Source organism: Lentzea sp. DG1S-22 (assembly GCF_036321065.1).
Taxonomy (GTDB): Bacteria; Actinomycetota; Actinomycetes; order Mycobacteriales; family Pseudonocardiaceae; genus Lentzea; species Lentzea jiangxiensis.
The window spans coordinates 688631-715342 of record NZ_CP143276.1; the positions used below are offsets into that span (position 1 = coordinate 688631).

Annotated in this window: 1 protein-coding gene; it reads left to right on the forward strand. The window is 72.1% G+C overall.

Annotation, left to right across the window (positions count from 1 at the left end; all coding sequences use genetic code 11):
* Positions 1–83: 83 nt before the first annotated feature.
* Entirely contained in the window at positions 84–26573 is a 26490-nt protein-coding gene (locus V1227_RS03160; RefSeq protein WP_329790946.1) for a non-ribosomal peptide synthase/polyketide synthase, read from the forward strand.
* The last annotated feature ends 139 nt before the right edge of the window (positions 26574–26712 follow it).

Below are 26712 nucleotides of genomic sequence, written 5' to 3' on the forward strand. Positions count from 1 at the left end.
GGTTTCGTACTTCCCGGCAGCCGCACGCCAACGCATCCGTGAGGTGCCGGGGGGCAACGGTTCGAGAGGGAGCGGTTCAGTTGGTGGAGCGGCGTGCGGCAGGGGATCGGTACTCGCTGACCGCGGCGCAGGTGGACATGTGGCTGTCGGCGGAGTTGCTCGGGGACACCCCCGAGTTCAACCCCGCCCAGTACGTGGTGCTGCGCGGGCCTCTCGACGCGGAGCGCCTGCGAGCCGGCGCCCGTGTGGTGGCGGAGGAAACCGAGGCGTACCGGCTTTACTTCGGCGAACACGCCGACGGGTCGCCGTGGCAGGCCTTCGCCGACGAGCTGCCCGCGGACGTCCTGCCGGTGGTCGACCTCCGCGGTGAGGACGACCCCGCGGGGGCGGCGCGGGCGTGGATGCGCGCCGACAGCGACCGGCCGCTCGACCACCGGACGGCTCCGCTGTGGCGCTGGGCGCTGCTGCGCGTCGCCGACGGTGAGAACTGGTGGTACCACCGGGCGCACCACCTGATCACCGACCTCTTCTCGTTCGCGCTGATCACCCGGCGCGTCGCCGAGGTCTACGCCGGGGACGGCGCGCGCTCGTTCGGCTCCTGGACCGACGTCGTGGCGGAGGACCGGGCCTACCGGGAATCCGCCGACCGGGCCGACGACGAGCGGTACTGGCTCGAGTCGGTGGCGGAGGCGGTGCGGAGTCGCGAGACCGAGCGCCGGCCGGAACGGCGACGACCGTCCCGGCGCCGCACGGTCGCGGTCGACGGGGCGTTGCGCGACGCCGTCCTCGCCCGCAGCGCGGAGCTCGGCCTGCGCGTGCCGCACTTCCTGGTGTCGGCTTTCGCGGCGTACCAACGGGAACTGACCGGCCGCGAGGACGTCGTGTTCAGCCTGCCGACGGCCGCACGCCGTAGCCCGCTGGCCCGCACCACTCCCGGACTGCTGGCCAACGTCGCACCTCTCGCGCTGCACGTGCCGGAAGGCACGAAGATCCGGCAGTTGGCGGACGCCACCGCCGCACGCCTGGCCGAGAACGCCCCGAGGTCGCGGTACCGGGGCGAGGACCTCGCCCGGAAGCTCGGCGTCACCGGCGGCGGCGCCTGGTTCGGCCCGACCTTCAACGTCGTCGACTTCATCCGCCCGCTGAGCTTCGGCCCGGACGTGCACGCCGGCACACCGCGGAACCTGGCGGTCGGCCCGATCCGCGACCTGACCGTCACGACCTACGGCTGGTCCGCAGGTGACCGGGCGTGGCTCGACGTCGACGTCGAGGACGGCGTCGCCGCCGAGGCCGAGCTGGCGCTGCACGAGGAACGGTTCCTCAGCGTGCTCGACCGGCTCGCGCGCGGACCGGTCGCCAGCGCACCGCGACCCTCCACTGCGGACCTGGCGCGGACCCGGAGCTGGGGAGCCGGCGCCGCACAGCCTGATGTGGCCTGCGTTCCCGATCTCGTGGCAGACCACGCCGGCACCCGTCCGGAAGCAACGGCGGTGGTGTGCGGCGGCGAACGGCTCACCTTCGGCGAGCTCGGGGAGCGGGCCGACGCGCTCGCCGCCCGGCTGCGCCGGGCCGGGGTGACCGTGGGGTCCCCGGTGGCCGTGCTGGTGCCGCGTAGGCTTGATCTGGCGGTGGCGTTCCAGGGCGTGCTGCGTTCGGGTGGCGTGTACGTGCCGCTCAACCCCGGCCTTCCGGCGGAACGCCTGGCGTTCCTGCTGGCGGACGCGGGCGTGGTGGCCGCGGTCACGACGTCGGCTCTGGCCGGTGAGCTGACCGGGTTCGCCGGAGACGTGCTGCTGCTCGACGACCACGTTCCGGCCGGCAGCGCGCCGCCGGCCGGCGTCGACCCGGACGCGGTGGCCTACATCGCTTACACGTCAGGATCGACGGGACGGCCCAAGGGCGTGGCGGTGACGCACAGGGCGTTGTCGTCGTACGTCGCCGGCTGGACGCGTGCGCTCGAACCGCTGGGCGGCGCGGGCACCGTGCTGTCGATGTCGGGCCCCGGTTTCGACGTGTCGATCGGCGACATGACGCGGGCGCTGGCGTTCGGGCGGACGCTGGTGTTCCTGCCGCACGACGAGGCGGTGTCGGTCGAGTCGCTGCACAGGACGCTGGCCGAGCACCGGGTCGAGGTCGCGGAGATCGTGCCGGGCATGCTGCTGCGCGACCTGGCCGCGCACTGCCGCGAGGCGGGGCCGGTCGAGTCGTTGCGCCTGGTCATCTCGGGCACCGACATGTGGACCTACGACGCGCTGACGGCGGCGGTCGAGGCTGTGGCGCCGAACGCGGTGCCGGGCAACGTCTTCGGCGTCACCGAGGCCGCGATCGACTCGATCTTCCACCCGGTGGTGGCACGGCCGCAGCACGAGGGCGAGGTCGTCCCGATCGGCGTGCCGCTGGCCGGCGTCGACGTCTTCGTGGTGGACGGCCTGCTGCGACCGGTGCCCGTGGGCGTCGAGGGCGAGTTGCTGGTCGGTGGTGCGGGGGTGGCCCAGGGGTACGTGGGCCGGCCCGATCTGACCGCCGAGCGGTTCCTGCCGGACGTGTTCGGCGGTTCCGGTGGACGTCTGTACCGCACGGGCGACCGGGCCCGGTGGCGTGCGGACGGCGTGCTGGAGTTCCTGGGCCGCGTCGACGAGCAGGTGAAGATCCGCGGCTACCGCGTGGAACCCGGTGAGGTCGAGGTCGTCCTCGGTGACCACCCCGGCGTGCGTGATGTCGTCGTGGTGGCGCGGGACGGCGGTCCCCACGGAGGCAAGCGCCTGGTGGCCTACGTCGTCGCCGAGGACGCGGACGTCAGCGGTCAGGAGCTGCGGTCCTGGCTGCGGGAACGGGTGCCGGACTACCTGGTGCCGTCGGTGTTCGTGGCGCTCGACCAGCTCCCGCTCACGCCGAACGGCAAGGTCGACCGGCGCGGGCTGCCCGATCCCGAGCCGGAGACGACCGGGTTCTACGAAGCGCCGCGATCGTCTGCAGAGGACGCTCTGGCGGCGGTGTGGAGCGGCGTGCTCGGAGTGGAGCGCGTCGGTGTGCACGACAACTTCTTCGAGCTGGGTGGCGACTCGATCCTGAGCCTGCAGATCGTGGCACGCGCCCGTGCCGCAGGTCTGAACGTGGACGTGGCCGACGTCCTGTCCCACCAGACCGTCGCCGGGCTGGCGGCCGTCGTGCGCGACACCCCTGCCGTGACGCTCGCGGAGCAGGGCGTGGTCACCGGTCCCGTTCCGCTGACGCCGATCCAGCACTGGTTCACCGCCCAGGACGTCGGCGACCCCGACCACTGGAACTGGTCGGGCGTGTTCGAGCTGGCGCCGGGGACCGATCCCGGACGACTGGCCGGGGCCCTCGACACCTTGGTCGCGCACCACGACGCCCTGCGACTGCGGTTCTCGCCCGAGGGCCAGTACAACGCGGAGGTCGAAGCCGCGGACCTGTTGAGGGTCGTGGCAGGCGACTCGGCGGTGGCGCGGGAGATGACGGCGGCGCAGAAGTCGTTGCGGCTGGCCGACGGTCCGCTTCTCTCGGCCGTCTTCTTCGACCGCGGTGACGAACCGGCGTGGCTCGGGCTGGTCGTGCACCACCTGGTGATGGACGGCGTGTCCTGGAACGTCCTGCTGGAGGACCTCGGCACCGCGTACCGCGCGGAGGCGTTGCCCGCCAAGACGACCTCGTTCCGGCAGTGGGCGGAGCTGCTCCAGACCTTCGACGCCGCCGCCGAGCTTGACCACTGGGCCGCCGCGACCTCCGACGTCGTCGCACTGCCGGTCGACGGCGACGGACCGAACGACGAACGTTCGTCCCGGATCCACACGACGCTGCTGGACGCCGCGACGACCGCCGCGTTGCTGGGTGACGCGCACAAGGCGTACCGGACGCGGGGCAACGACCTGCTGCTGGCGGCACTGGTGCGCACGCTGGGCCCGTGGGCCGGCACCGACACGCTGACCATCGACCTGGAGAGCCACGGCCGCGAGGCGATCGCGGACGGCGTCGACCTGTCCCGCACGGTCGGCTGGTTCACGTCGATCTTCCCGGTGCGGCTGAGCCGGCACGAGGACCTGGGCGCCACGGTGAAGGCCGTCAAGGAGCAGCTGCGCGCCGTGCCCCGCCGCGGTGTCGGCTACGGCGCCCTGCGGTGGCTGCACGGCGAACTGCCCGGCGCGCCCGATCGGCCGGTGCTGTTCAACTACCTCGGATCCGGCGCGGGCACGGGAGACCTGCTCCGCCGTGAGCTGCCGGTGGCGCTGCGCGGTGCGGCGACGTCCGGCCGCGGCACCCGGTCGCACGTGCTGAACCTCGAGGTGACCCGCACCGCTGACGGGCAGCTGCAGGTCGAGTGGCACTACAGCGCCGAACTGCACGAGGCCGCGACCGTCGCGCGGCTGGCCGAGACCTACCGGCGTGAGCTGGAGGCGCTCGTCGAGCACTGCCGGTCGGGAGCGACGGGGCTCACGCCGTCGGACTTCCCGCTGGCCTCGCTGGCGCAGGACGAGGTCGACCGGCTCGCCGCCCGCTTCCCGGGCCTGACCGACGTGTACCGGCTGGCGCCGGTGCAGTCCGGCATGCTGTTCGGCGTCGCGGGCGCACCGGCCGAGGGCGACGGGCTCTACTGGGGCCAGGGGATCTACGAGCTGACCGGCACCGTCGACGCGGACCGCCTCGCTCGAGCCTGGCAGGAGGTGATCTCCCGGCAGGCCGCGTTGCGCAGCGCGTTCGTGTGGGAGGGCGTCAGCGAACCGGTGCAGGTCGTGCTGGAGGGCGTCGACGTCCCGCTCCAGCTCCGCGACTGGTCCGATGTGGACGGTGACGCGCAGGACGCGCGGCTGCGCGAGCTGCTGGCGCGGGACCGCGCGCTGGGCTTCGACCCGGCGGCGCCGCCGCTGACCCGCCTGTACCTCGCCGACCGGGGTCACGGGCGGTACTGGCTGGTCTGGGGTCTGTACCAGGGTCTGTGCGACGGGTGGAGCCTGCCCGTCGTGGTGGACGAGGTGTCCGCCGCCTACGAGGGCACGACCCTCGCCCCGGCGAGGTCCTACCGCGAGTTCATCGCCTGGCTCGACCGGCGCGACCCCGCCGAGCCGGAGAGCTTCTGGCGGTCCTACCTGGACGGTTTCGAGGCGCCGACGCCGTTGCCGGTCGACCGGCTGGCGACGCACCACCACGCCCAGGACCGGTGCAAGACCGCGTTGACCCCGGAGGTGACGGCGAAGATCGTCGACCTGGCACGCCGTGAGCGCGTGACGCTGTCCGCGGTGGTGCAGGCCGCGTGGGCCAAGGTGCTGTCGGCGACCTCGGGCGAGGACGACGTCGTGTTCGGCCTGACCGTGTCGGGCCGCCCGCCGGAGCTGGCCGGGGTCGAGTCGACCGTGGGCCTGTTCATCAACACGCTGCCGGTGCGGACCACCGTGCCCGCGGACGTGCCGTTCACGTCCTGGCTGCGCGAGTTGCGGGACAACCAGGTCGCGGTGCAGCGGTTCGAGTACACACCGCTGGTCGACGCGCAGCGCTGGTCGTCGGTGCCCGGTGGCCGCGCGCTGTTCGACAGCATCGTCGTGCTGCGCAACTACCCCGGCGGCCGGACGCGCGTCGCCGGTTTCGAGCTGTCGCCGCTGCTCGACTCGGTGGAGCAGGGCAACTACCCGCTCACGTTCGCGGTCGACGTGGGCGAGACGCTCCAGGTCGAGGCCGAGTTCTCCACCGCCGCGTTCGACGCCGCCACCGTGGACCGGGTCCTCGACCAGATCGCGGTCGTGCTGACCGCGGTGGCCGAGCGGCCGGACCTGCTGGTCCGGGACGTGCCGCTGCAACGCCCGGAGCAGGCGGCGGTGCTGGTGGCGTGGGGCGAGACCCCCGAGCCCGCCACCGAACGGCCGGTGCCCGACCTGGTCGACGACTGGGCGCGGATCTCCCCCGAGGTCGCCGTGATCTGCGGCGACGAGCGGCTGACGTTCGCCGAGCTGGGCTTCCGGGCGGAAGCGCTGGCCGGGCGGCTGCAGCGGACCGGCGTCACCGTCGGATCGCGCGTCGCCGTGCTGGTGCCGCGCGGGGTCGACCTCGCCGTGGCGTTCCAGGGCGTGCTGCGCTCCGGTGGCGTGTACGTGCCGCTCAACCCCGGGCTTCCCGCCGAACGACTGGCGTTCCTGCTGGCCGATGCCGGTGCGTCGGTCGTGGTGACGACCTCGTCGTTCGCGGGCGAGGTGGCCGGGCTCGCCGAGGTGCTGCTGATCGACGACGAGGCCCAGGGGTTCGGCGCCCTGCCGGTGCCCATCGACCCGCACTCGCTGGCGTACATCGCTTACACGTCCGGCTCGACCGGCCGTCCCAAGGGCGTGGCCGTGACGCACGCCGCGTTGTCGTCCTACGTCGCGGGATGGCGGCGAGGACTCGTCGAGCTGGGCGGTCCGGGCACGGTGCTGTCCATGTCCGGCCCCGGTTTCGACGTGTCGATCGGCGACATGACGCGCGCGCTGGCGTTCGGCCGCACGGTGGTCTTCCTGCCCCACGACGAGCACGTGACGGTGGAGTCGTTGCACCGCACGCTGGTCGACCACGAGGTCGAGGTCGCGGAGATCGTGCCGGGCATGCTGCTGCGCGACCTGGCCGCGCACTGCCGCGAGGCGGGGCCGGTCAAGTCGCTGCGCCTGGTCATCTCCGGCACCGACATGTGGACGCACGACGCGCTCACCGGCGCTGTCGCCGACGTGGCGCCGAACGCCCTGGCGGGCAACGTGTTCGGTGTGACCGAGGCCGCGATCGACTCGATCTTCCACCCGGTCACCGAGGACCACCCGGCGTCGGTGGTGCCGATCGGCACGCCGCTGGCCGGCGCGCGGGCGTTCGTCGTGGACGGCGCGATGCGGCCGGTGCCGGTGGGGGTTCCGGGTGAGCTGCTGGTCGGTGGTGCCGGTGTCGCGCAGGGCTACGTCGGCCGCGCGGACCTGACGGCGACGCGGTTCGTGCCGGACGTGTTCGGCGGTTCCGGTGGACGTCTGTACCGCACGGGTGACCGGGCCCGGTGGCGTGCGGACGGCGTGCTGGAGTTCCTCGGTCGCGTGGACGAGCAGGTGAAGATCCGCGGCTACCGGGTGGAGCCCGGTGAGGTCGAGGTCGTGATCGGTGACCACCCCGGTGTGCGTGATGTCGTCGTGGTGGCGCGGGACGGTGGTCCGCACGGTGGCAAGCGCCTCGTGGCGTACGTGGTCGCCGAGGACGCCGAGGTCACCGGTTCCGCGTTGCGGTCGTGGCTGCGCGAGCGGGTGCCGGACTACCTGGTGCCGTCGGTGTTCGTTGCCCTGGAACGGCTTCCGCTCACGCCCAACGGCAAGGTCGACCGGCGCGGGTTGCCGGAGCCGGAGACCGAGGCGGCCACCGAGACCTACGTGGCTCCCCGCAACGCCGTCGAGGAGACCCTGGCCGCCGTGTGGAGCGGTGTGCTCGGCGTCGAGCGCGTCGGCGTGCACGACAACTTCTTCGAGCTGGGTGGCGACTCGATCCTCAGCCTGCAGATCGTCGCCCGCGTGCGTGCGGCGGAGCTGGGCGTCGACGTGGCGGACGTGTTCGCCCACCAGACGATCGCCGAGCTGGCCCTCGCGGTGCGCGAGGCCCCCGAGGTCTCGGTGGCCGAGCAGGGCGTCGTCACCGGTCCCGTGCCGCTGACGCCGATCCAGCACTGGTTCCTGGCGCAGGACATCCCGAACCGGGACCACTGGAACTGGTCGGGCGTGTTCGAGCTGGCACCCGGCACCGATCCGGAGCGGCTGCGGCAGGCGTTCGACGTCCTGCTCGCCCACCACGACGCCCTGCGCCTGCGGTTCTCCGCCGACGGCCAGCACAACGCCGGGGTCGAGGCCGCGGACCTGCTGCGGGTCGTCGAGGGCGGCTCGGACGTGGTCGCCGAGATGGCGGTGGCGCAGAAGTCGTTGCGGCTGAACGGTGGTCCGCTTCTCGCGGCCGTCTTCTTCGACCGCGGCGACGAACCCGCGTGGCTCGGTCTGACCGTGCACCACCTGGTGATGGACGGCGTGTCGTGGAACGTCCTGCTGGAGGACCTCGGCACCGCGTACCGCTCGGAGGCGTTGCCCGCCAAGACGACCTCGTTCCGGCAGTGGGCCGGACACCTCCTGGAACTGGACGCCGGCGGCGAACGGGACCACTGGGCTGCCGCGACCTCGGACGTGGTCGCACTGCCGCTCGACGGCGACGGCCCGAACACCGCGGAGTCCGGTGCCGTGGTGCGCACGTGGCTGGACGCCTCCACCACCTCCGCCCTGTTCGGCGAGGCCCACAAGGCCTACCGGACGCAGGCCAACGACCTGCTCCTCGCCGCTCTGGCCGACGTGCTGGGGGAGTGGACGGGGAGTGACCACGTCACGGTCGACCTGGAGAGCCACGGCCGCGAGGACCTCGACCTGTCGAGGACGGTCGGCTGGTTCACGTCGATCTTCCCGGTGCGGCTGAGCCGCCGGGAGGACCTCGGCGGGACGGTCAAGGCGGTCAAGGAGTCCCTGCGGTCGGTGCCGCGCCGCGGTGTCGGCTACGGCGCCCTGCGGTGGCTGCACGGCGAGTTCGCCGGTGCGCCGGAGCGGCCCGTGCTGTTCAACTACCTCGGCGCGTTCGACGCCGTCGACCCGGTGGGTCTGCTCCGCCGGGAGCTCCCCGCCGACCTCGCCGGGCCGATGGAGGGACCGGGCGGGACGCGGGCCTACCCGCTGCAGCTCGAGGTCGTGCGCGAGGCCGACGGCCGGTTGCGGATCGAGTGGCTGCACAGCACGAACCTGCACCGCGCCGAGACCGTCGAGCGCGTCGCGGACCGGTACGTGGCGGCGTTGCGCGCACTGGTGGAGCACTGCCGGTCGGGCGTCTCCGGTTTCACGCCGTCGGACTTCCCGCTGGCCTCGTTGACGCAGGCCGAGGTCGACGGGCTGGCGGCGCGGTATCCGCTGGTGGACGTGCACCGGTTGGCGCCGGTGCAGTCGGGCATGCTGTTCGGTGTCGTCGGGTCACCGGTCGACGGCCTCTACTGGGGCCAGGGCGTCTACGACCTCGCGGGCCCGGTCGACGCCGAACGGCTGGCGCGGGCGTGGCGCGAGGTGATCTCCCGGCACGCCGCGCTGCGCAGCGGGTTCGTGTGGGAGGGCGTCAGCGAACCGGTGCAGGTCGTGCTGGCCGAGGTCGACGTCCCGCTCGCGGAACGCGACTGGTCCGGCCTCGACGAGTCCGCGCAACAGGTGCGGTTGCGGGAGTTGCTGGCGGAGGACCGCGCGCTGGGCTTCGACCTCGCCGCGCCGCCGTTGACGCGCCTGTACCTGGTGGACCGCGGCGAGGGCCGGCTGTGGCTGGTGTGGGGGCTCTACCAGGGTCTGTGCGACGGGTGGAGCCTGCCCGTCGTCATGGACGAGGTGTTCGCCGCGTACGACGGTGAAACCCTTGCCCCGGCACGGTCCTACCGCGAGTTCATCGCGTGGCTGGACCGGCGCGACCCCGACGAGTCCGAGGAGTTCTGGCGCCGGGCACTGGACGGTTTCGAGGCGCCGACGCCGTTGCCGGTCGACCGGCTGGCGGCGAGCCACTACGCCCAGGACCGCCGCAGGACCGCGCTCGACGAGGACGTCACGGCCAGGCTGGTGGAGCTGGCCCGCCGCGAGCGCGTGACGCTGTCGACGGTCGTGCAGGCGGCGTGGGCGAAGGTGCTGTCCGCGTCCTCCGGCGAGGACGACGTGGTGTTCGGCCTCACCGTCTCGGGCCGCCCCGGTGACCTCGCGGGCGTGGAGTCGATGGTCGGGTTGTTCATCAACACGCTGCCGGTGCGGACCACCGTGCCCGCGGACGTGCCGTTCACGTCCTGGCTGCGCGACCTGCGGGACAACCAGGTCGCGGTGCAGCGGTTCGAGTACACGCCGCTGGTCGACGTGCAGCGCTGGTCGGCCGTTCCGGGTGGCCGGGCGTTGTTCGACTCGATCGTCGTGTTCGGCAACTACCCGCACCAGGAACTCCCCGACGACCTGGGGGCGGTCCCCGGCGGCTACGCCACCGTCGACTCGGTGGAGCAGGGCAACTACCCGCTCACGTTCGCGGTCGACCTGGAGCGCCGCCTCCGGATCGAGGCCGAGTTCTCGACGGCCGCTTTCGACGCCGTCACGGTCGAGCGGATCCTCGACCAGCTGGTGGTCGTGCTGACCGCCGTGGCGCGACGACCCGGGCTGGTGGTCGCCGAGGTGCCGTTGCAGCGTCCGGAACAGGCCGCGGAACTCGTGGCGTGGGGCGAGACGCCGGTTCCCGCCGCCGAACCGCCGGTGCCCGAGCTGGTCCGCGGCTGGGCCGGCTCCGGCGCCGTGGCCGTGGTGTGCGGTGAGGAGAGCCTGACGTTCGCCGAGCTGGACGCTCGGGCTGAAGCGTTGGCTGCACGGCTTCGGCGCGCCGGGGTGACCGCGGAGTCGCCGGTGGCCGTGCTGGTGCCGCGTGGGCTCGACCTTGCGGTGGCGTTCCAGGGCGTGCTGCGTTCTGGTGGCGTGTACGTGCCGCTCAACCCCGGGCTTCCCGCCGAACGCCTGGCGTTCCTGCTGGCGGACTCCGGTGCCGTCGCCGTGGTCACGACCTCGCCGGTGGACGGCTTCGCGGGTGCGGTGCTGCTCGTGGACGACTCGACGGCGCCGGCAGAGGCGCTTGCGCCCGTTGATCCCGAAGCGTTGGCGTACATCGCCTACACGTCGGGTTCGACTGGTCGTCCGAAGGGTGTGGCGGTGACGCATGCGGCGTTGTCGTCCTATGTGGCCGGTTGGCGTGATGGTCTGGCTGCTCTGGGTGGTCCGGGCACGGTGTTGTCGATGTCGGGTCCGGGTTTCGACGTGTCGATCGGTGACATGACCCGTGCGTTGGCGTTCGGCCAGACCGTGGTGTTCCTGCCGCACGACGAGCACGTGTCGGTCGAGTCGCTGCACGCCACGTTGGTGGAGCACCGGATCGAGATCGCCGAGATCGTGCCGGGCATGCTCCTGCGCGATCTGGCCGCGTACTGCCGGACCGCGGGGCCGGTGGAGTCGTTGCGGCTGGTGATCTCGGGTACGGACATGTGGACGCATGACGCGTTGACGTCCGCGGTTGCCGAGGTGGCGCCGAACGCGGTGCCGGGCAACGTGTTCGGTGTGACCGAGGCCGCCATCGACTCGATCTTCCACGCCGTCGCGGAAGACCACCCCGCCGCCGTGGTGCCGATCGGCACGCCGCTGGCCGGTGCTCGTGCCGTCGTCGTGGACTCCGCGCTGCGGCCGGTGCCCGTGGGCGTTCCCGGTGAGCTGCTGGTCGGCGGTGCCGGTGTGGCGCGGGGGTACCTGGGGCGCGCCGACCTGACCTCGGTCCGGTTCGTCCCGGACCTGTTCGGTGAGGCCGGCGGGCGGCTCTACCGCACCGGTGACCGGGCGAAGTGGCGTGCGGACGGGACGCTCGAGTTCCTGGGTCGCGTGGACGAGCAGGTGAAGATCCGCGGTTACCGGGTGGAGCCCGGTGAGGTCGAGGTCGTGATCGGTGACCACCCGGACGTGCGTGATGTCGTTGTGGTGGCACGGGATGGCGGACCGCACGGCGGCAAACGCCTGGTCGCCTACGTCGTCGCGGAGGGCGAGTTCGACTCGAAGGAACTGCGGTCCTGGTTGCGTGAGCGGGTGCCGGACTACCTGGTGCCGTCGGTGTTCATTGCGTTGGAACGGCTTCCGCTCACCCCGAACGGCAAGGTCGACCGGCGCGGGTTGCCGGAGCCGGAACCCGAGACGACCGGGGAGGCGTACGTGGCGCCCCGGACCGCCGTCGAGGAAGCGCTCGCGGCGGTGTGGAGCGGTGTGCTCGGGGTCGAGCGCGTCGGTGTGCACGACAACTTCTTCGAGCTGGGTGGCGACTCGATCCTGAGCCTGCAGATCGTGGCGCGTGTGCGTGCGGCGGGTCTGGGTGTCGAGGTGGCGGACGTGTTCGCCCACCAGACGATCGCCGCGCTGGCGGGCGTCGTCCGCGACACTCCCCCGGTCACGCTGGCCGAGCAGGGCGTCGTCACCGGACCGGTGCCGCTGACGCCGATCCAGCACTGGTTCCTGGCGCAGGACATCCCGAACCGCGACCACTGGAACTGGTCCGGCATGTTCGAACTGGCTCCCGGCACGGATCCGGCGAGGCTCGGAGGGGCGCTGGACGCCGTTGTCGCGCACCACGACGCTTTGCGCATCCGGTTCACGCCGGAGAGCCAGGTCAACGCTCCCGTCGGCGGTGGCGGGTTCCTGAGCGTCGCGACCGGTGGGTCCGTGGTCGAGCGGATGACCGAGGCGCAGAAGTCGTTGCGGCTGGCCGACGGCCCGTTGTTGGCGGCCGTGTACTTCGACAGGGGCGACGAGCCTGCCTGGCTCGGTTTGACCGTGCACCACCTGGTGATGGACGGGGTGTCGTGGAACGTCCTGCTGGAGGACCTCGACGCGGCCTACGCGGGCCGGGAGATCGGGCCGAAGACCACTTCGTTCCGGCAGTGGGCCGAGGTGCTGCGGGAGCTGGACGCGCGGGACGAGCGGGAGATCTGGCTCGCCCAGACCGCCGACGTCGTGGACCTGCCGCAGGACCACCACGGGCCCAACGACGAGACCTCGGCCGGCGTCGTCCGGTCGTGGCTGGACGCGGACAGCACCGCCGCCCTGCTCGGCGACGCCCACCGCGCGTACCGCACGCAGGGCAACGACCTGCTGCTGGCCGCTCTCGCCCAGGCGCTGGGGGAGTGGACCGGCACCGGTCACGTCACGGTGGACCTCGAGAGCCACGGCCGTGAGGCGGTGGCCGACGGCGTCGACCTGTCCCGCACGGTCGGGTACTTCACGTCGATCTTCCCGGTGCGCCTCACGCACGAGAGCGACCCGGCGGCGGCGATCAAGGCAGTCAAGGAGGAGCTGCGGGCGATCCCGCGCCGCGGCGTCGGCTACGGCGCGTTGCGCTGGTTGCAGGGCGACCTGGCCGACGCGCCGGACCGTCCGGTGCTGTTCAACTACCTCGGCGCCTTCGACGCCGTCGGCTCGGTCGGCCTGATCCGCCGCGAGCTCCCCGCCGAGCTGGCCGGCCCGAGCGAGGGCCCGGGCGGAACGCGGTCGCACGTCCTGCAGGTCGAGGCCCAGCAGGACGCCGACGGGCGCCTGCGGGTCGAGTGGCACTTCAGCCACGACCTGCACGACGCCCCCACCGTCGAACGCGTCGCCGCGCGCTACGTCGAAGCCCTGCGTGCGCTGGTCGCGCATTGCCGTTCCGCCAGCGGCTTCACGCCGTCGGACTTCCCGCTGGCGTCGCTGACGCAGGCCGAGGTCGACGGGCTGGCGGCGCGGTATCCGCTGGTGGACGTGCACCGGTTGGCGCCGGTGCAGTCGGGCATGCTGTTCGGTGTCGTCGGGTCACCGGTCGACGGCCTCTACTGGGGCCAGGGCGTCTACGACCTGACCGGTCCGCTCGACGCCGGGCGCCTCGCCCGGGCGTGGCGCGAGGTGATCTCCCGGCATGCCGCGCTGCGCAGCGTTTTCGTGTGGGAGGGCGTCAGCGAACCCGTCCAGGTCGTTCTCCCGGACGTCGAGGTGCCGCTGGAGCGGCGCGACTGGTCCGGCCTCGACGACGCCGTTCAGCGGGAGCGCCTGCGGGAGCTGCTCGACGAGGACCGTGCGCTGGGCTTCGACCTGGCCGTGCCGCCGTTGACGCGCCTGTACCTGGTGGACCGCGGTGAAGACCGGTTGTGGCTGGTGTGGGGCCTGTACCAGGGTCTGTGCGACGGGTGGAGCCTGCCGGTCGTGATGGACGAGGTGTCGGCGCTCTACCAGGGGCGTCCGCTGGAGCCGGCGCGGTCGTACCGGGACTTCATCGCGTGGCTCGACCGGCGTGACTCCGGTGAGGCCGAGGAGTTCTGGCGCACGTACCTGAGCGGGTTCGAGGCACCGACGGCACTTCCGGTCGACCGGCTCGCGAACAGCCACTACGACCAGGGCCGCCGTCGCATGCACCTGGACGAGGCGGTCACGGGCCGGCTGGTCGAGCTGGCCCGCCGTCAGCGCGTGACGTTGTCGACGGTCGTGCAGGCCGCGTGGGCGTTGCTGCTGTCGACGTACTCCGGCGACGACGACGTGGTGTTCGGCCTGACGGTCTCGGGTCGCCCGGCTGATCTGGCCGGTGTCGAGTCGGTGGTCGGGTTGTTCATCAACACGCTGCCGGTCCGGGCGTCCGTGCCGGCGGACACCTCGTTCGCGGCGTGGCTCCCGGCGTTGCAGGACAACCAGGTCGCGCTGCAACGGTTCGAGTACACGCCGTTGGTCGACGTGCAGCGGTGGTCGGCTGTCCCGCACGGCCGCGCGTTGTTCGACTCGATCGTCGTGTTCGGCAACTACCCGCAGGAGGAGTTGCCGGAGGACCTCGGCGGGGTGCAGGCCACCGAGTCGGTGGAGCAGGGCAACTACCCGCTCACCTTCGCCGTCGACCTGGAACGCACGCTGCGCGTCGAGGCGGAGTTCTCGACGGCGGCCTTCGACGCCATCACCGTGGAACGGATCCTCGACCAGCTCGCGGTCGTGCTGACCGCGGTCGCGGAGCGCCCCGGGCTGGCGGTGCGCGACGTGCCGGTGCAGCGGCCGGAGCAGGCGGCGGAGCTGGTGGCGTGGGGTGCCACGCCGGTTCCGGCCGCCGAGCCGCCGGTGCCGGAGCTGATCGCCGCGCGGACTTCATCCGAGGTGGCCGTGGTCTGCGGTGACGAGCGGCTGACGTTCGCGGAGCTGAACGCTCGCGCCGATGCTCTCGCTGCCGGGCTGCGCCGTGCCGGGGTGACCGCGGGATCGCCGGTGGCCGTGCTGGTGCCGCGTGGGCTTGATTTGGCGGTGGCGTTCCAGGGCGTGCTGCGTTCGGGTGGCGTGTACGTACCGGTCAACCCCGGACTTCCTGACGAACGCGTGGAGTTCCTGCTGGCCGATGCCGGTGTGGTGGCCGCGGTGGCGACGTCGCCACCGGCCGGGTTCACCGGTGAGGTGCTGTCGCCGGACGTGTCCGCCACCGTCGATGAACCGCTCCCGCCGGTCGACCCGTCGGCGTTGGCGTACATCGCCTACACGTCGGGTTCGACTGGTCGTCCGAAGGGTGTGGCGGTGACGCATGCGGCGTTGTCGTCCTATGTGGCTGGTTGGCGTGATGGTCTGCGCTCCTTGGGTGGTCCGGGCACGGTGTTGTCGATGTCCGGACCGGGTTTCGACGTGTCGATCGGTGACATGACCCGTGCGTTGGCGTTCGGTCAACGAGTGGTGTTCCTGCCGCACGACGAGCACGTGACCGTGGAGTCGTTGCACCGGACGTTGGTGGACCATCAGGTCGAGGTCGCGGAGATCGTCCCGGGCATGTTGTTGCGCGATCTGGCGGCTCACTGCCGGGTCGCGGGGTCGGTGGAGTCGTTGCGGCTGGTGATCTCGGGTACGGACATGTGGACGCATGACGCGTTGACTGGTGCTGTGGCCGAGGTGGCGCCGAATGCGGTGCCGGGCAACGTGTTCGGTGTGACCGAGGCGGCGATCGACTCGATCTTCCACGCCGTCGCGGAAGACCACCCCGCCGCCGTGGTGCCGATCGGCACGCCGCTGGCGGGTGCGCGGGCGTTCGTGGTGGACGGGTCGTTGCGGCCGGCACCGGTCGGTGTGCCCGGCGAGCTGCTGGTCGGTGGTGCGGGGGTGGCCCAGGGGTACGTGGGCCGTCCGGACCTGACCGCCGAGCGGTTCGTGCCGGATCTGTTCGGCGGGTCGGGCGGCCGGCTGTACCGGACGGGTGACCGGGCGAAGTGGCGTGCGGACGGCACGCTCGAGTTCCTGGGCCGGGTCGACGAGCAGGTGAAGATCCGCGGCTACCGGGTCGAACCGGGCGAGGTCGAGGTCGTCCTCGGTGACCACCCGGACGTGCGTGATGTCGTTGTGGTGGCACGGGATGGTGGCCCGCACGGCGGCAAGCGCCTGGTCGCGTACGTCGTCGCGGAGGGTGAGTTCGATTCGAAGGTCCTGAGGTCGTGGCTGCGCGAGCGGGTGCCGGACTACCTGGTGCCGTCGGTGTTCGTGGCGCTCGACCAGCTCCCGCTGACGCCGAACGGCAAGGTCGACCGCCGTGGACTGCCCGATCCCGAGCCGGAGACGACCGGGTTCTACGAAGCGCCGCGATCGTCTGCAGAGGACGCTCTGGCGGCGGTGTGGGCACAGGTGCTCGGCGTCGAGCACGTCGGTGTGCACGACAACTTCTTCGAGCTGGGTGGCGACTCGATCCTGAGCCTGCAGATCGTGGCGCGTGTGCGCGCGGCGGGTCTGGGTGTCGAGGTGGCGGACGTGTTCGCCCACCAGACCATCGCCGAACTGGCCCTTGCGGTCCGTGACGCCGCCGAGGTGACGCCGGCCGAGCAGGGCGTGGTCACGGGCCCGGTGCCGTTCACCCCGATCCAGCGGTGGTTCCTGGCGCAGGACCTGCCGAACCGCGACCACTGGAACTGGTCGGGGATGTTCGAGCTGGCACCGGGGACCGATCCGGTTCGGCTCGGGCAGGCGCTCGACGTCGTGGTGGCGCACCACGACGCTTTGCGCATCCGGTTCACGACGGAGAGCCAGGTCAATGCTCCCGTCGGCGGTGGCGGCTTCCTGCGAGTGGTCGACGGTGAGTCCGTGGTCGAGCGGATGACCGAGGCGCAGAGATCGTTGCGGCTGGCCGATGGCCCGTTGCTGGCGGCCGTGTACTTCGACCGCGGGGACGAACCCGCGTGGCTCGGTTTGACCGTGCACCACCTGGTGATGGACGGCGTGTCGTGGAACATCCTGCTGGAGGACCTCGACACGGCGTACCGGGGTGGATCGCTGCCGCCCAAGACGACGTCGTTCCAGCACTGGGCGGTGCGGCTGCAGGAAGACGACGCGAGCGGCGAGCGTGACCACTGGGTTGCCGCGACCGCCGACGTCGTCGAGCTCCCGGCGGACGGCCACGGCCCGAACACCGAGGTCTCCGCTGGGATCGTGCAGTCGTGGCTGGATGCCGGGACCACCGCGGCGCTGCTGGGCGACGCGCACAGGGCGTACCGCACGCAGGGCCACGAGCTGCTGCTGACCGCCCTGGCGCGGACGCTCGGCGAATGGGCCGGTTCCGACCACGTGACGATCGACCTGGAGAGCCACGGCCGCGAGGGCGCGGACCTCTCGCGCACGGTCGGCTGGTTCACGTCCATCTTCCCCGTCCGGCTGAGCCACCACGCCGATCCCGGTGCCGCGATCAAGGCGGTCAAGGAGGAGCTGCGGTCGGTGCCGCGCCGCGGTGTCGGCTACGGCGTGCTGCGGTGGCTGAGGGACGATCTGGTCGACGCGCCGGACCGCCCGGTGCTGTTCAACTACCTCGGCGCCCACGACAGTGCCGACTCGGGCGGGCTGATCCGCCGCGAACTGCCCGCCGAGCTGGCGGGCCCGAGCGAGGCTGCCGGCGGCACGCGGTCGCACCTGCTGCAGCTCGAGGTGCAGCAGACCGCGGACGGCCGGTTGTCGATCGAGTGGTTCCACTCCGGCAACGTCCACGGGACCGCGACGGTCGAACGGGTCGCCGCCCGGTACGTCGAGGCGTTGCGCGAGCTGGTGGCGCATTGCCGCGCCGGCAGCGGGTTCACGCCGTCGGACTTCCCGCTGGCGTCGCTGACCCAGCCCGAGGTCGACCGGCTCGCGGAGCGGTACCCGCTGGCGGACGTGCACCGGTTGGCGCCGGTGCAGTCCGGCATGCTGTTCGGCGTCGTCGGCGCTCCCGTCGACGGCCTCTACTGGGCGCAGAACGTCTACGACCTGGCCGGGCCGATCGACGCGGAGAGGCTGGCAGCCGCGTGGCGCGAGGTGATCGCCCGGCACGCGCCGTTGCGCAGCGGTTTCGTGTGGGAGGGCGTCAGCGAGCCCGTGCAAGTCGTGCTGACCGAGGTCGACGTGCCGCTCGCACCGCGCGACTGGTCCGACCTGGACGAGTCCGCGCAGCAGGTGCGGTTGCGTGAGCTGCTCGACGAGGACCGTGCGCTGGGCTTCGACCTCGCCGCGCCGCCGTTGACCCGCCTGTACCTGATCGAGCGCGGCGAGGGCCGGTTGTGGCTGGTGTGGAGCCTGTACCAGGGTCTGTGCGACGGGTGGAGCCTGCCCGTCGTGGTGGACGAGGTGACGGCGGCGTACCAGCGCCAGGCGTTGCCGCCGGTGCGGCCGTACCGCGACTACATCGCCTGGCTCGACCAGCGCGATCCCGGTGACACCGAGGGGTTCTGGCGCACCTACCTCGACGGTTTCGAGGCGCCGACGTCGTTGCCGGTCGACCGGCCGGCGGCGAGCCACTACGCCCAGGACCGCCGCAGGACCGCGCTCGACGAGGACGTCACGGCCAGGCTGGTGGAGCTGGCCCGCCGCGAGCGCGTGACGCTGTCGACGGTCGTGCAGGCGGCGTGGGCGAAGGTGCTGTCGGCGTCGTCCGGTGAGGACGACGTGGTGTTCGGCCTGACCGTGTCCGGCCGCCCGGCTGATCTGGCCGGTGTCGAGTCGATGGTCGGGTTGTTCATCAACACGCTGCCGGTCCGGGCCGCCGTACCGGTGGACACGTCGTTCGCCGCGTGGCTCCCGCAGCTGCGGGACAACCAGGTTGCGCTCCAACGGTTCGAGTACACGCCGCTGGTCGACGTGCAGCGCTGGTCGGCCGTTCCGCACGGCCGCGCGTTGTTCGACAGCATCGTGGTCTTCGGCAACTTCCCCCAGGAGGAGATGCCGGAGGACCTCGGTGGCGTGCAGGCCACCGAGTCGGTGGAGCAGGGCAACTACCCGCTGACGTTCGCGGTCGACCTGGAGACGACGCTCAAGATCGAGGCGGAGTTCTCCACGGCGGCGTTCGACGCCGTCACGGTGGAGCGGATCCTCGACCAGCTGGTGGTCGTGCTGTCCTCGGTGGCGGAACGCCCTGGACTCGCGGTCGGCGCCGTGCCGCTGCAGCGTCCCGAGCAGGCAGCGGCGTTGGTGGCGCGGGGAACCACGCCGGTTCCGGCCGCCGAGCCGCCGGTGCCCGAGCTGATCCGCGGGTGGGCCACCGGCGAGGCCGTGGTGTGCGGTGCTGAGCGGCTGACGTTCGCCGAGTTGAACGCTCGTGCGGACGCATTGGCCGTGCGGCTCCGGCAGGCCGGTGTGACCGTGGGATCGCCGGTCGCCGTGCTGGTGCCGCGTGGGCTCGACCTTGCGGTGGCGTTCCAGGGCGTGCTGCGTTCTGGTGGCGTGTACGTGCCGGTCAACCCCGGCCTTCCGGCCGAGCGGGTGGAGTTCCTGCTGGCGGATTCCGGTGCGGTCGCCGCGGTCGCCACCTCGCCGCTGGACGGCTTCGCGGGTGCGGTGCTGGCGGTGGACGGTCCGTCCACCGCTCCCGCGGACGTGCTCGCGCCGGTCGACCCGGATGCGTTGGCGTACATCGCTTACACCTCGGGTTCGACCGGGCGTCCCAAGGGTGTGGCGGTGACGCACCGGGCGTTGTCGTCGTACGTCGCAGGATGGCGGGACGGGCTTGCCGGCCTCGGTGGTCCGGGCACGGTGTTGTCGATGTCCGGACCGGGTTTCGACGTGTCGATCGGTGACATGACCCGTGCGTTGGCGTTCGGTCAACGAGTGGTGTTCCTGCCGCACGACGAGCACGTGACCGTGGAGTCGTTGCACCGGACGTTGGTGGACCATCAGGTCGAGGTCGCGGAGATCGTGCCGGGCATGTTGCTGCGCGATCTTGCGGCTCACTGCCGGGTCGCGGGCCCGGTGGAGTCGTTGCGGCTGGTGATCTCGGGTACGGACATGTGGACGCACGACGCGCTCACCACCGCTGTCGCCGAGGTGGCGCCGAATGCGGTGCCGGGCAACGTGTTCGGTGTGACCGAGGCGGCGATCGACTCGATCTTCCACCCCGTGTCCGAGGACCACCCTGCCGCTGTGGTGCCTATCGGTACGCCGCTGGCGGGCGCGCGGGCGTTCGTGGTGGACGGGTCGTTGCGGCCGGTTCCCGTCGGGGTGCCGGGTGAGCTGCTGGTCGGTGGTGCCGGTGTCGCTCAGGGCTACGTGGGCCGTCCGGACCTGACCGCCGAGCGGTTCGTGCCGGACGTGTTCGGCGGCTCCGGCGGGCGGCTCTACCGCACCGGCGACCGGGCGAAGTGGCGTGCGGACGGCACGATCGAGTTCCTCGGTCGCGTGGACGAGCAGGTGAAGATCCGCGGTTACCGGGTGGAGCCCGGTGAGGTCGAGGTCGTCCTCGGTGACCACCCGGACGTGCGTGATGTCGTTGTGGTGGCACGGGATGGCGGACCGCACGGCGGCAAGCGCCTGATCGCCTACGTGGTCCCGGAGGACGAGTTCAGCTCGAAGGCCTTGAGGGACTGGCTGCGTGAGCGGGTACCCGACTACCTCGTGCCGTCGGTGTTCGTTGCCCTCGAACGGCTTCCGCTCACCCCGAACGGCAAGGTCGACCGGCGCGGTCTGCCCGACCCGGAGCCGGAGACGGCCGGAGAGGTGTTCGTCGCACCCAGGACCGCGGTCGAGGAGACCCTCGCGGCGGTGTGGAGCGGCGTGCTCGGCGTGGAGCGCGTCGGCGTGCACGACAACTTCTTCGAGCTGGGTGGCGACTCCATCCTGAGCCTGCAGATCGTGGCCAGGTCGCGCGCCGCCGGACTCGGCGTCGACGTGGCGGACGTGTTCGCCCACCAGTCGGTGGCCGAGCTGGCACCGGTGGTGCGGGACGCCCCGGCGGCGACGCTCGCCGAGCAGGGTGTCGTGACCGGTCCGGTGCCGTTCACGCCGATCCAGCGGTGGTTCCTGGCGCAGGACCTGCCGAACCGCGACCACTGGAACTGGTCGGGGATGTTCGAGCTGGCACCGGGAACCGACCCGGTTCGGCTCGGGCAGGCGCTCGACGTCGTGGTGGCGCACCACGACGCGCTGCGGATCCGGTTCACACCGGAGAGCCAGGTCAACGCACCGGCCGAGAGCGGCGAGCTCCTGCGCGTGGCCGGCGGCGACTCGGTCGTCGAGCACATGACCGAGGCGCAGAAGTCGTTGCGGCTGGCCGATGGTCCGCTGCTGGCGGCCGTGTACTTCGACCGTGGCGACGAACCCGCGTGGCTCGGCCTCACCGTGCACCACCTGGTGATGGACGGCGTGTCGTGGAACGTCCTGCTGGAGGACCTCGACGCGGCCTACGCGGGCCGGGAGCTCGCGCCGAAGACCACGTCGTTCCGGCAGTGGGCGGTGCGGCTGCAGGACGACGACGCGAGCGGCGAACGGGACCACTGGGTCGCGGCGACCGCGGACGTGGTGGCGCTGCCGGCCGACGGCGACGGCCCGAACGACGATGCCTCCGAAGCGGTCGTGCAGTCCTGGCTGGACGCGGGCACGACCGCGGCCCTGCTCGGCGACGCGCACAAGGCGTACCGCACGCAGAGTCAGGACCTGCTGCTCGCGGCGTTGGCCCAGACGCTCGGCGAGTGGGCCGGCAGCGACCACGTGACGATCGACCTGGAGAGCCACGGCCGCGAGGGCGCTGACCTGTCGCGCACGGTCGGGTGGTTCACGTCGATCTTCCCGGTGCGCCTCAGCGCGGGGAACGATGCGGCGGCGGCGATCAAGGCGGTCAAGGAGGAACTCCGCGCGGTGCCGCGCCGGGGCGTCGGCTACGGCGTGCTGCGCTGGCTGCGCGACGAGTTCGCCGAGGCGCCGGACCGCCCGGTGCTGTTCAACTACCTCGGTGCGCACGACGGCGCCGACGACTCGACCGGCCTGATCCGGCGGGAGCTGGACGCCGAGCTGGCGGGCCCGGGCGAGGCCGGGGGCGGCACGCGGTCGCACCTGCTGCAGCTCGAGGTGCAGCAGAACGCCGACGGCAGGCTGTCGATCGAGTGGTTCCACTCGACCGGCGTCCACGACACCGCCACGGTCGAACGGGTCGCGGCCCGCTACGTCGAGGCGCTGCGGGCGCTGGTCGAGCACTGCCGGACGGCCACCGGCTTCACGCCGTCGGACTTCCCGCTGGCATCGCTCACCCAGACCGAGGTCGACGGGCTGGCCGGAAGCCATCCGTCCCTTGTGGACGTCTACCGGCTGGCGCCCGTGCAGTCCGGCATGCTGTTCGGCGTCGTCGGTGCCCCGGACGAGGGCGACGGCCTCTACTGGGGCCAGGGCGTCTACGACCTCATCGGTCCGATCGACGCCGACCGGCTCACCGCCGCCTGGCGCGAGGTGGTCGCGAGGCACGCCGCCCTGCGCAGCGGGTTCGTGTGGGAGGGCGTCGGCGAACCGGTGCAGATCGTGCTCGGCGACGTCGAGGTGCCGGTGACGGTCCACGACTGGTCCGCGCTCGACGACGCCGCACAGCGGGAGGCGCTGCGGGAACTGCTGGCGGACGACCGCGCGCTCGGCTTCGACCTGGCCAGGCCGCCGCTCACGCGCCTGTACCTCGCCGACCGCGGCAACGGGCGGAACTGGCTGGTCTGGGGCCTCTACCAGGGCCTGTGCGACGGGTGGAGCCTGCCCGTCGTCGTGGACGAGGTGTCGGCGGCCTACCGGCGGCGGGCACTGCCGCCCGCCCGGCCGTACCGCGACTACATCGCCTGGCTCGACCAGCGCGACCCCGCGGACACCGAGGCGTTCTGGCGCGCCTACCTCGACGGCTTCGAGGCGCCCACCGCACTGCCGGTGGACCGCCTGGCCGCGAGCCACTACGCGCAGGACCGCCGGCGCACGCTCCTCGACCGGGACGTCACGACGAGGCTCGTCGAGCTGGCCCGGCGCGAACGCGTCACGCTGTCGACGGTCGTGCAGGCGGCGTGGGCGAAGGTCCTCTCCGCCGGTTCGGGCGAGGACGACGTGGTGTTCGGCCTGACCGTCTCGGGTCGTCCGGCCGACCTGGCCGGCGTGGAGTCGATGGTCGGGTTGTTCATCAACACGCTGCCGGTGCGAGCGGTGATCCCGCGCGGCACGCCGTTCGCCACGTGGCTGCACGAGTTGCGGGACAACCAGGTCGGGCTCCAACGGTTCGAGCACACGCCGCTGGTCGACGTCCAGCGGTGGTCGGCGGTCCCGCACGGCCGCGCGTTGTTCGACAGCATCGTGGTGTTCGGCAACTACCCGCAGGAGGAGGCACCCGCCGACGCCGGCGAGGAGTGGGCCGACGCCGTGGAGTCCGTCGAGCAGGGCAACTACCCGCTCACGTTCGCGGTCGACCTGGAGGACACGCTCATGATCGAGGCGGAGTTCTCCACGGCCGCGTTCGACGCCACGACCGTCGAGCGCGTTCTCGACCAGCTGGTCGTCGTCCTCACCGCCGTCGCCCACGAGCCGGAGCTGGCCGTGGCGGACCTGCCGCTGCAGCGTCCGGAGCAGGCCGCGGAACTCGTGGCACGGGGCGCGACCAGGGCACCGGCCGCCGAACCGCCGGTGCCCGAACTGGTCCACAGCTGGGCGCGCACCGATGCCGTGGCCGTGAAGTGCGGCGACGAGAGGCTGACGTTCGCCGAGCTGGACGCGCGGTCCGCCGGTCTCGCCGCACGGCTGCGGCGGGCGGGCGTGGCGGTGGAGTCTGCGGTGGCGGTGCTCGTGCCGCGCGGACTCGACCTGGCTGTGGCGTTCCAGGGCGTGCTGCGCAGCGGTGGCGTCTACGTGCCGGTCAACCCGGGTCTGCCGCGGGAACGTCTCGCGTTCCTGCTCGCCGACGCCGGGGTGGTCGCGGCGGTCACCACCGAGGACCTCGCCGGTGAGCTGTCCGGGTTCGGCGGCGAAGTCCTCGTGCTGGACGGCACGGTCGGCGACCTGCCGGTGCGGATCGACCCGGACGCGGTGGCGTACATCGCTTACACGTCCGGCTCGACCGGGCGGCCGAAGGGCGTGGCGGTGACGCACCGGGCGTTGTCGTCGTACGTCGCGGGTTGGCGCGACGGACTCGCCGGCCTCGGTGGGCCCGGCCCGGTGCTGTCGATGTCGGGTCCCGGCTTCGACGTGTCGATCGGCGACATGACCCGCGCCCTGGCGTTCGGCCAGACCGTGGTGTTCCTGCCGCACGACGAGCACGTGTCCGTGGAGTCGTTGCACAGCACGCTTTCCGGTGACCACGTGGCGATCGCCGAGATCGTGCCGGGCATGTTGCTGCGCGACCTCGCGGCTCACTGCCGGGGGGCGGGCCCGGTCGAGTCGTTACGGCTGGTGATCTCGGGCACGGACATGTGGACGCACGACGCGCTCACCACCGCTGTCGCCGAGGTGGCGCCGAACGCGGTGCCGGGCAACGTGTTCGGTGTGACCGAGGCGGCGATCGACTCGATCTTCCACCGGGTCGGCGACGACCACCCGCAGGCCGTCGTGCCCATCGGAACGCCGCTCGCCGGCGTCCGCGCCGTCATCGTCGACGACGCGCTGCGTCCGGCCCCGGCCGGTGTTCCCGGTGAGCTGCTCGTCGGCGGTCCCGGTGTGGCGCGGGGGTACGTGAACCGGCCCGACCTCACCGCGGAGCGGTTCGTGCCGGACGTGTTCGGCGGCGCCGGGGGCCGGTTGTACCGCACCGGTGACCGGGCGAAGTGGCGTGCGGACGGCACGATCGAGTTCCTCGGTCGCGTGGACGAGCAGGTCAAGATCCGCGGTTACCGGGTGGAGCCCGGTGAGGTCGAGGTCGTCCTCGGTGACCACCCCGGCGTGCGTGATGTCGTCGTGGTGGCGCGGGACGGCGGTCCGCACGGTGGCAAGCGCCTGGTCGCCTACATCGTCGCGGAAGGCGGGTTCGACTCGAAGGAACTTCGGTCGTGGCTGCGTGAACGGGTGCCGGACCACCTGGTGCCCTCGGTGTTCGTGGCCCTCGACGAGGTGCCGCTCACGCCCAACGGCAAGGTGGACCGGCGCGGATTGCCGGACCCCGAGCCGGAGACGACCGCGGAGGTCTTCGAGGCGCCCCGGACGTCCGTCGAGGACACCCTGGCGGCGGTGTGGGCACAGGTGCTCGGCCTCGACCGCGTCGGTGTGCACGACAACTTCTTCGAACTGGGCGGCGACTCGATCCTGAGCCTGCAGATCGTCGCCAGGACGAGGGCGGCGGGCCTCGGCGTGGACGTGGCGGACGTGTTCGCCCACCAGACCATCGCCGAGTTGGCGCCGGTCGTCCGCGACACCCCGGCGGCGACGCTGGCCGAACAGGGCGTCGTGACCGGACCGGTCCCGCTCACGCCGATCCAGCACTGGTTCGTCGAGGAGGACGTCCCGGACCGCGACCACTGGAACTGGTCGGGCGTCTTCGAACTCGCGGCCGGCACGGAGAAGGGGAGGCTCGCGAGAGCGCTCGACGCCGTTGTGGCGCACCACGACGCGCTGCGCATCCGGTTCCGCCAGGAAGGCGACACCTGGGTGCAGGACAACGACGGTGAGCTGACGGACGTTCTGCGCGTTGTCACCGCACGGACCGAAGACGAGGTCATCGCGCACATGACCGAGGCGCAGACGTCGTTGCGCCTCGCGACCGGTCCGCTCCTCGCCGCGATCTACTTCGACCGAGGCGACGAACCGGCCTGGCTCGGGCTCACCGCGCACCACCTCGTCATGGACGGCGTGGCGTGGAACGTCCTGCTGGAGGACCTCGACACCGCCTACGAGGCAGGACCGGAGGCCCTGGCGCCCAAGACGACCTCGTTCCAGCAGTGGGCCGAGGTGCTGCACGCCGACGACCCCTCGGCCGAACGCGACCACTGGGCCGCGCAGACCGAACGGGTCACCGCCGTCCCCGTCGACGGCCGGGGTGCCAACACCGAGGCGTCCGCCGACACCGTCCGGACGTGGCTCGACGCGAAGTCCACCGAACTGCTGCTCGGTGAGGCGCACAAGGCGTACCGCACGCAGATCAACGACCTGCTGCTCGCGGCACTGCTGCGAACGCTGGGCGAGTGGGCGGGCGTCGGCGACGTCACGATCGACCTGGAGAGCCACGGCCGCGAGGCGATAGCCGACGGTGTCGACCTGTCCCGCACGGTCGGCTGGTTCACGTCGATCTTCCCGGTGCGCCTGCGGCACCCGCGCCTCGGCGACAGCGGCGAGCTGATCAAGGCGGTCAAGGAGCAGCTGCGCACCGTTCCGCGCCGCGGCGTCGGCTACGGGGTCCTGCGTTATCTCGAACGCGACGAACGACTGGTCGGCGCACCCGCGCGACCGGTGTTGTTCAACTACCTCGGCGCGTTCGACGCGGCGGGCGACGACGCGGTCGGATTGATTCGGAAAGAACTCCCGTCCGACCTCTGCGGGCCCACCGAGAACGAAGGGGGAAGCCGCTCGCACCTCCTGCAGATCGAAGCCGAGCACACCTCGGACGGCCGTCTGCTCGTCGAGTGGTATTTCAGCACCGATGTGCACCGGCCGGCGACGGTCGAACGGCTCGCGGCGCGTTACGTGACCGTCCTGCGCGAGCTCGTGGAGCACTGCCAATCGGGAGCCGGCGGCGTCACGCCGTCCGACTTCCCGCTGGCCAACATCGACCAGGCCGCTCTCGCCGCCGTGCTCAAGCAGATGGGAGGCTGATCCCGGCAAATCAGGGGGGCGTTCAGCGCACCGGGGACCGCGCATCTGGGGCAAGGAATTGAGCGGTGATGAAGAGTTCTTTTCGGCGTGCCATTTTTAATTGTTCATGGCAGCTGTTGATGCCTCTCATGTGAATGCC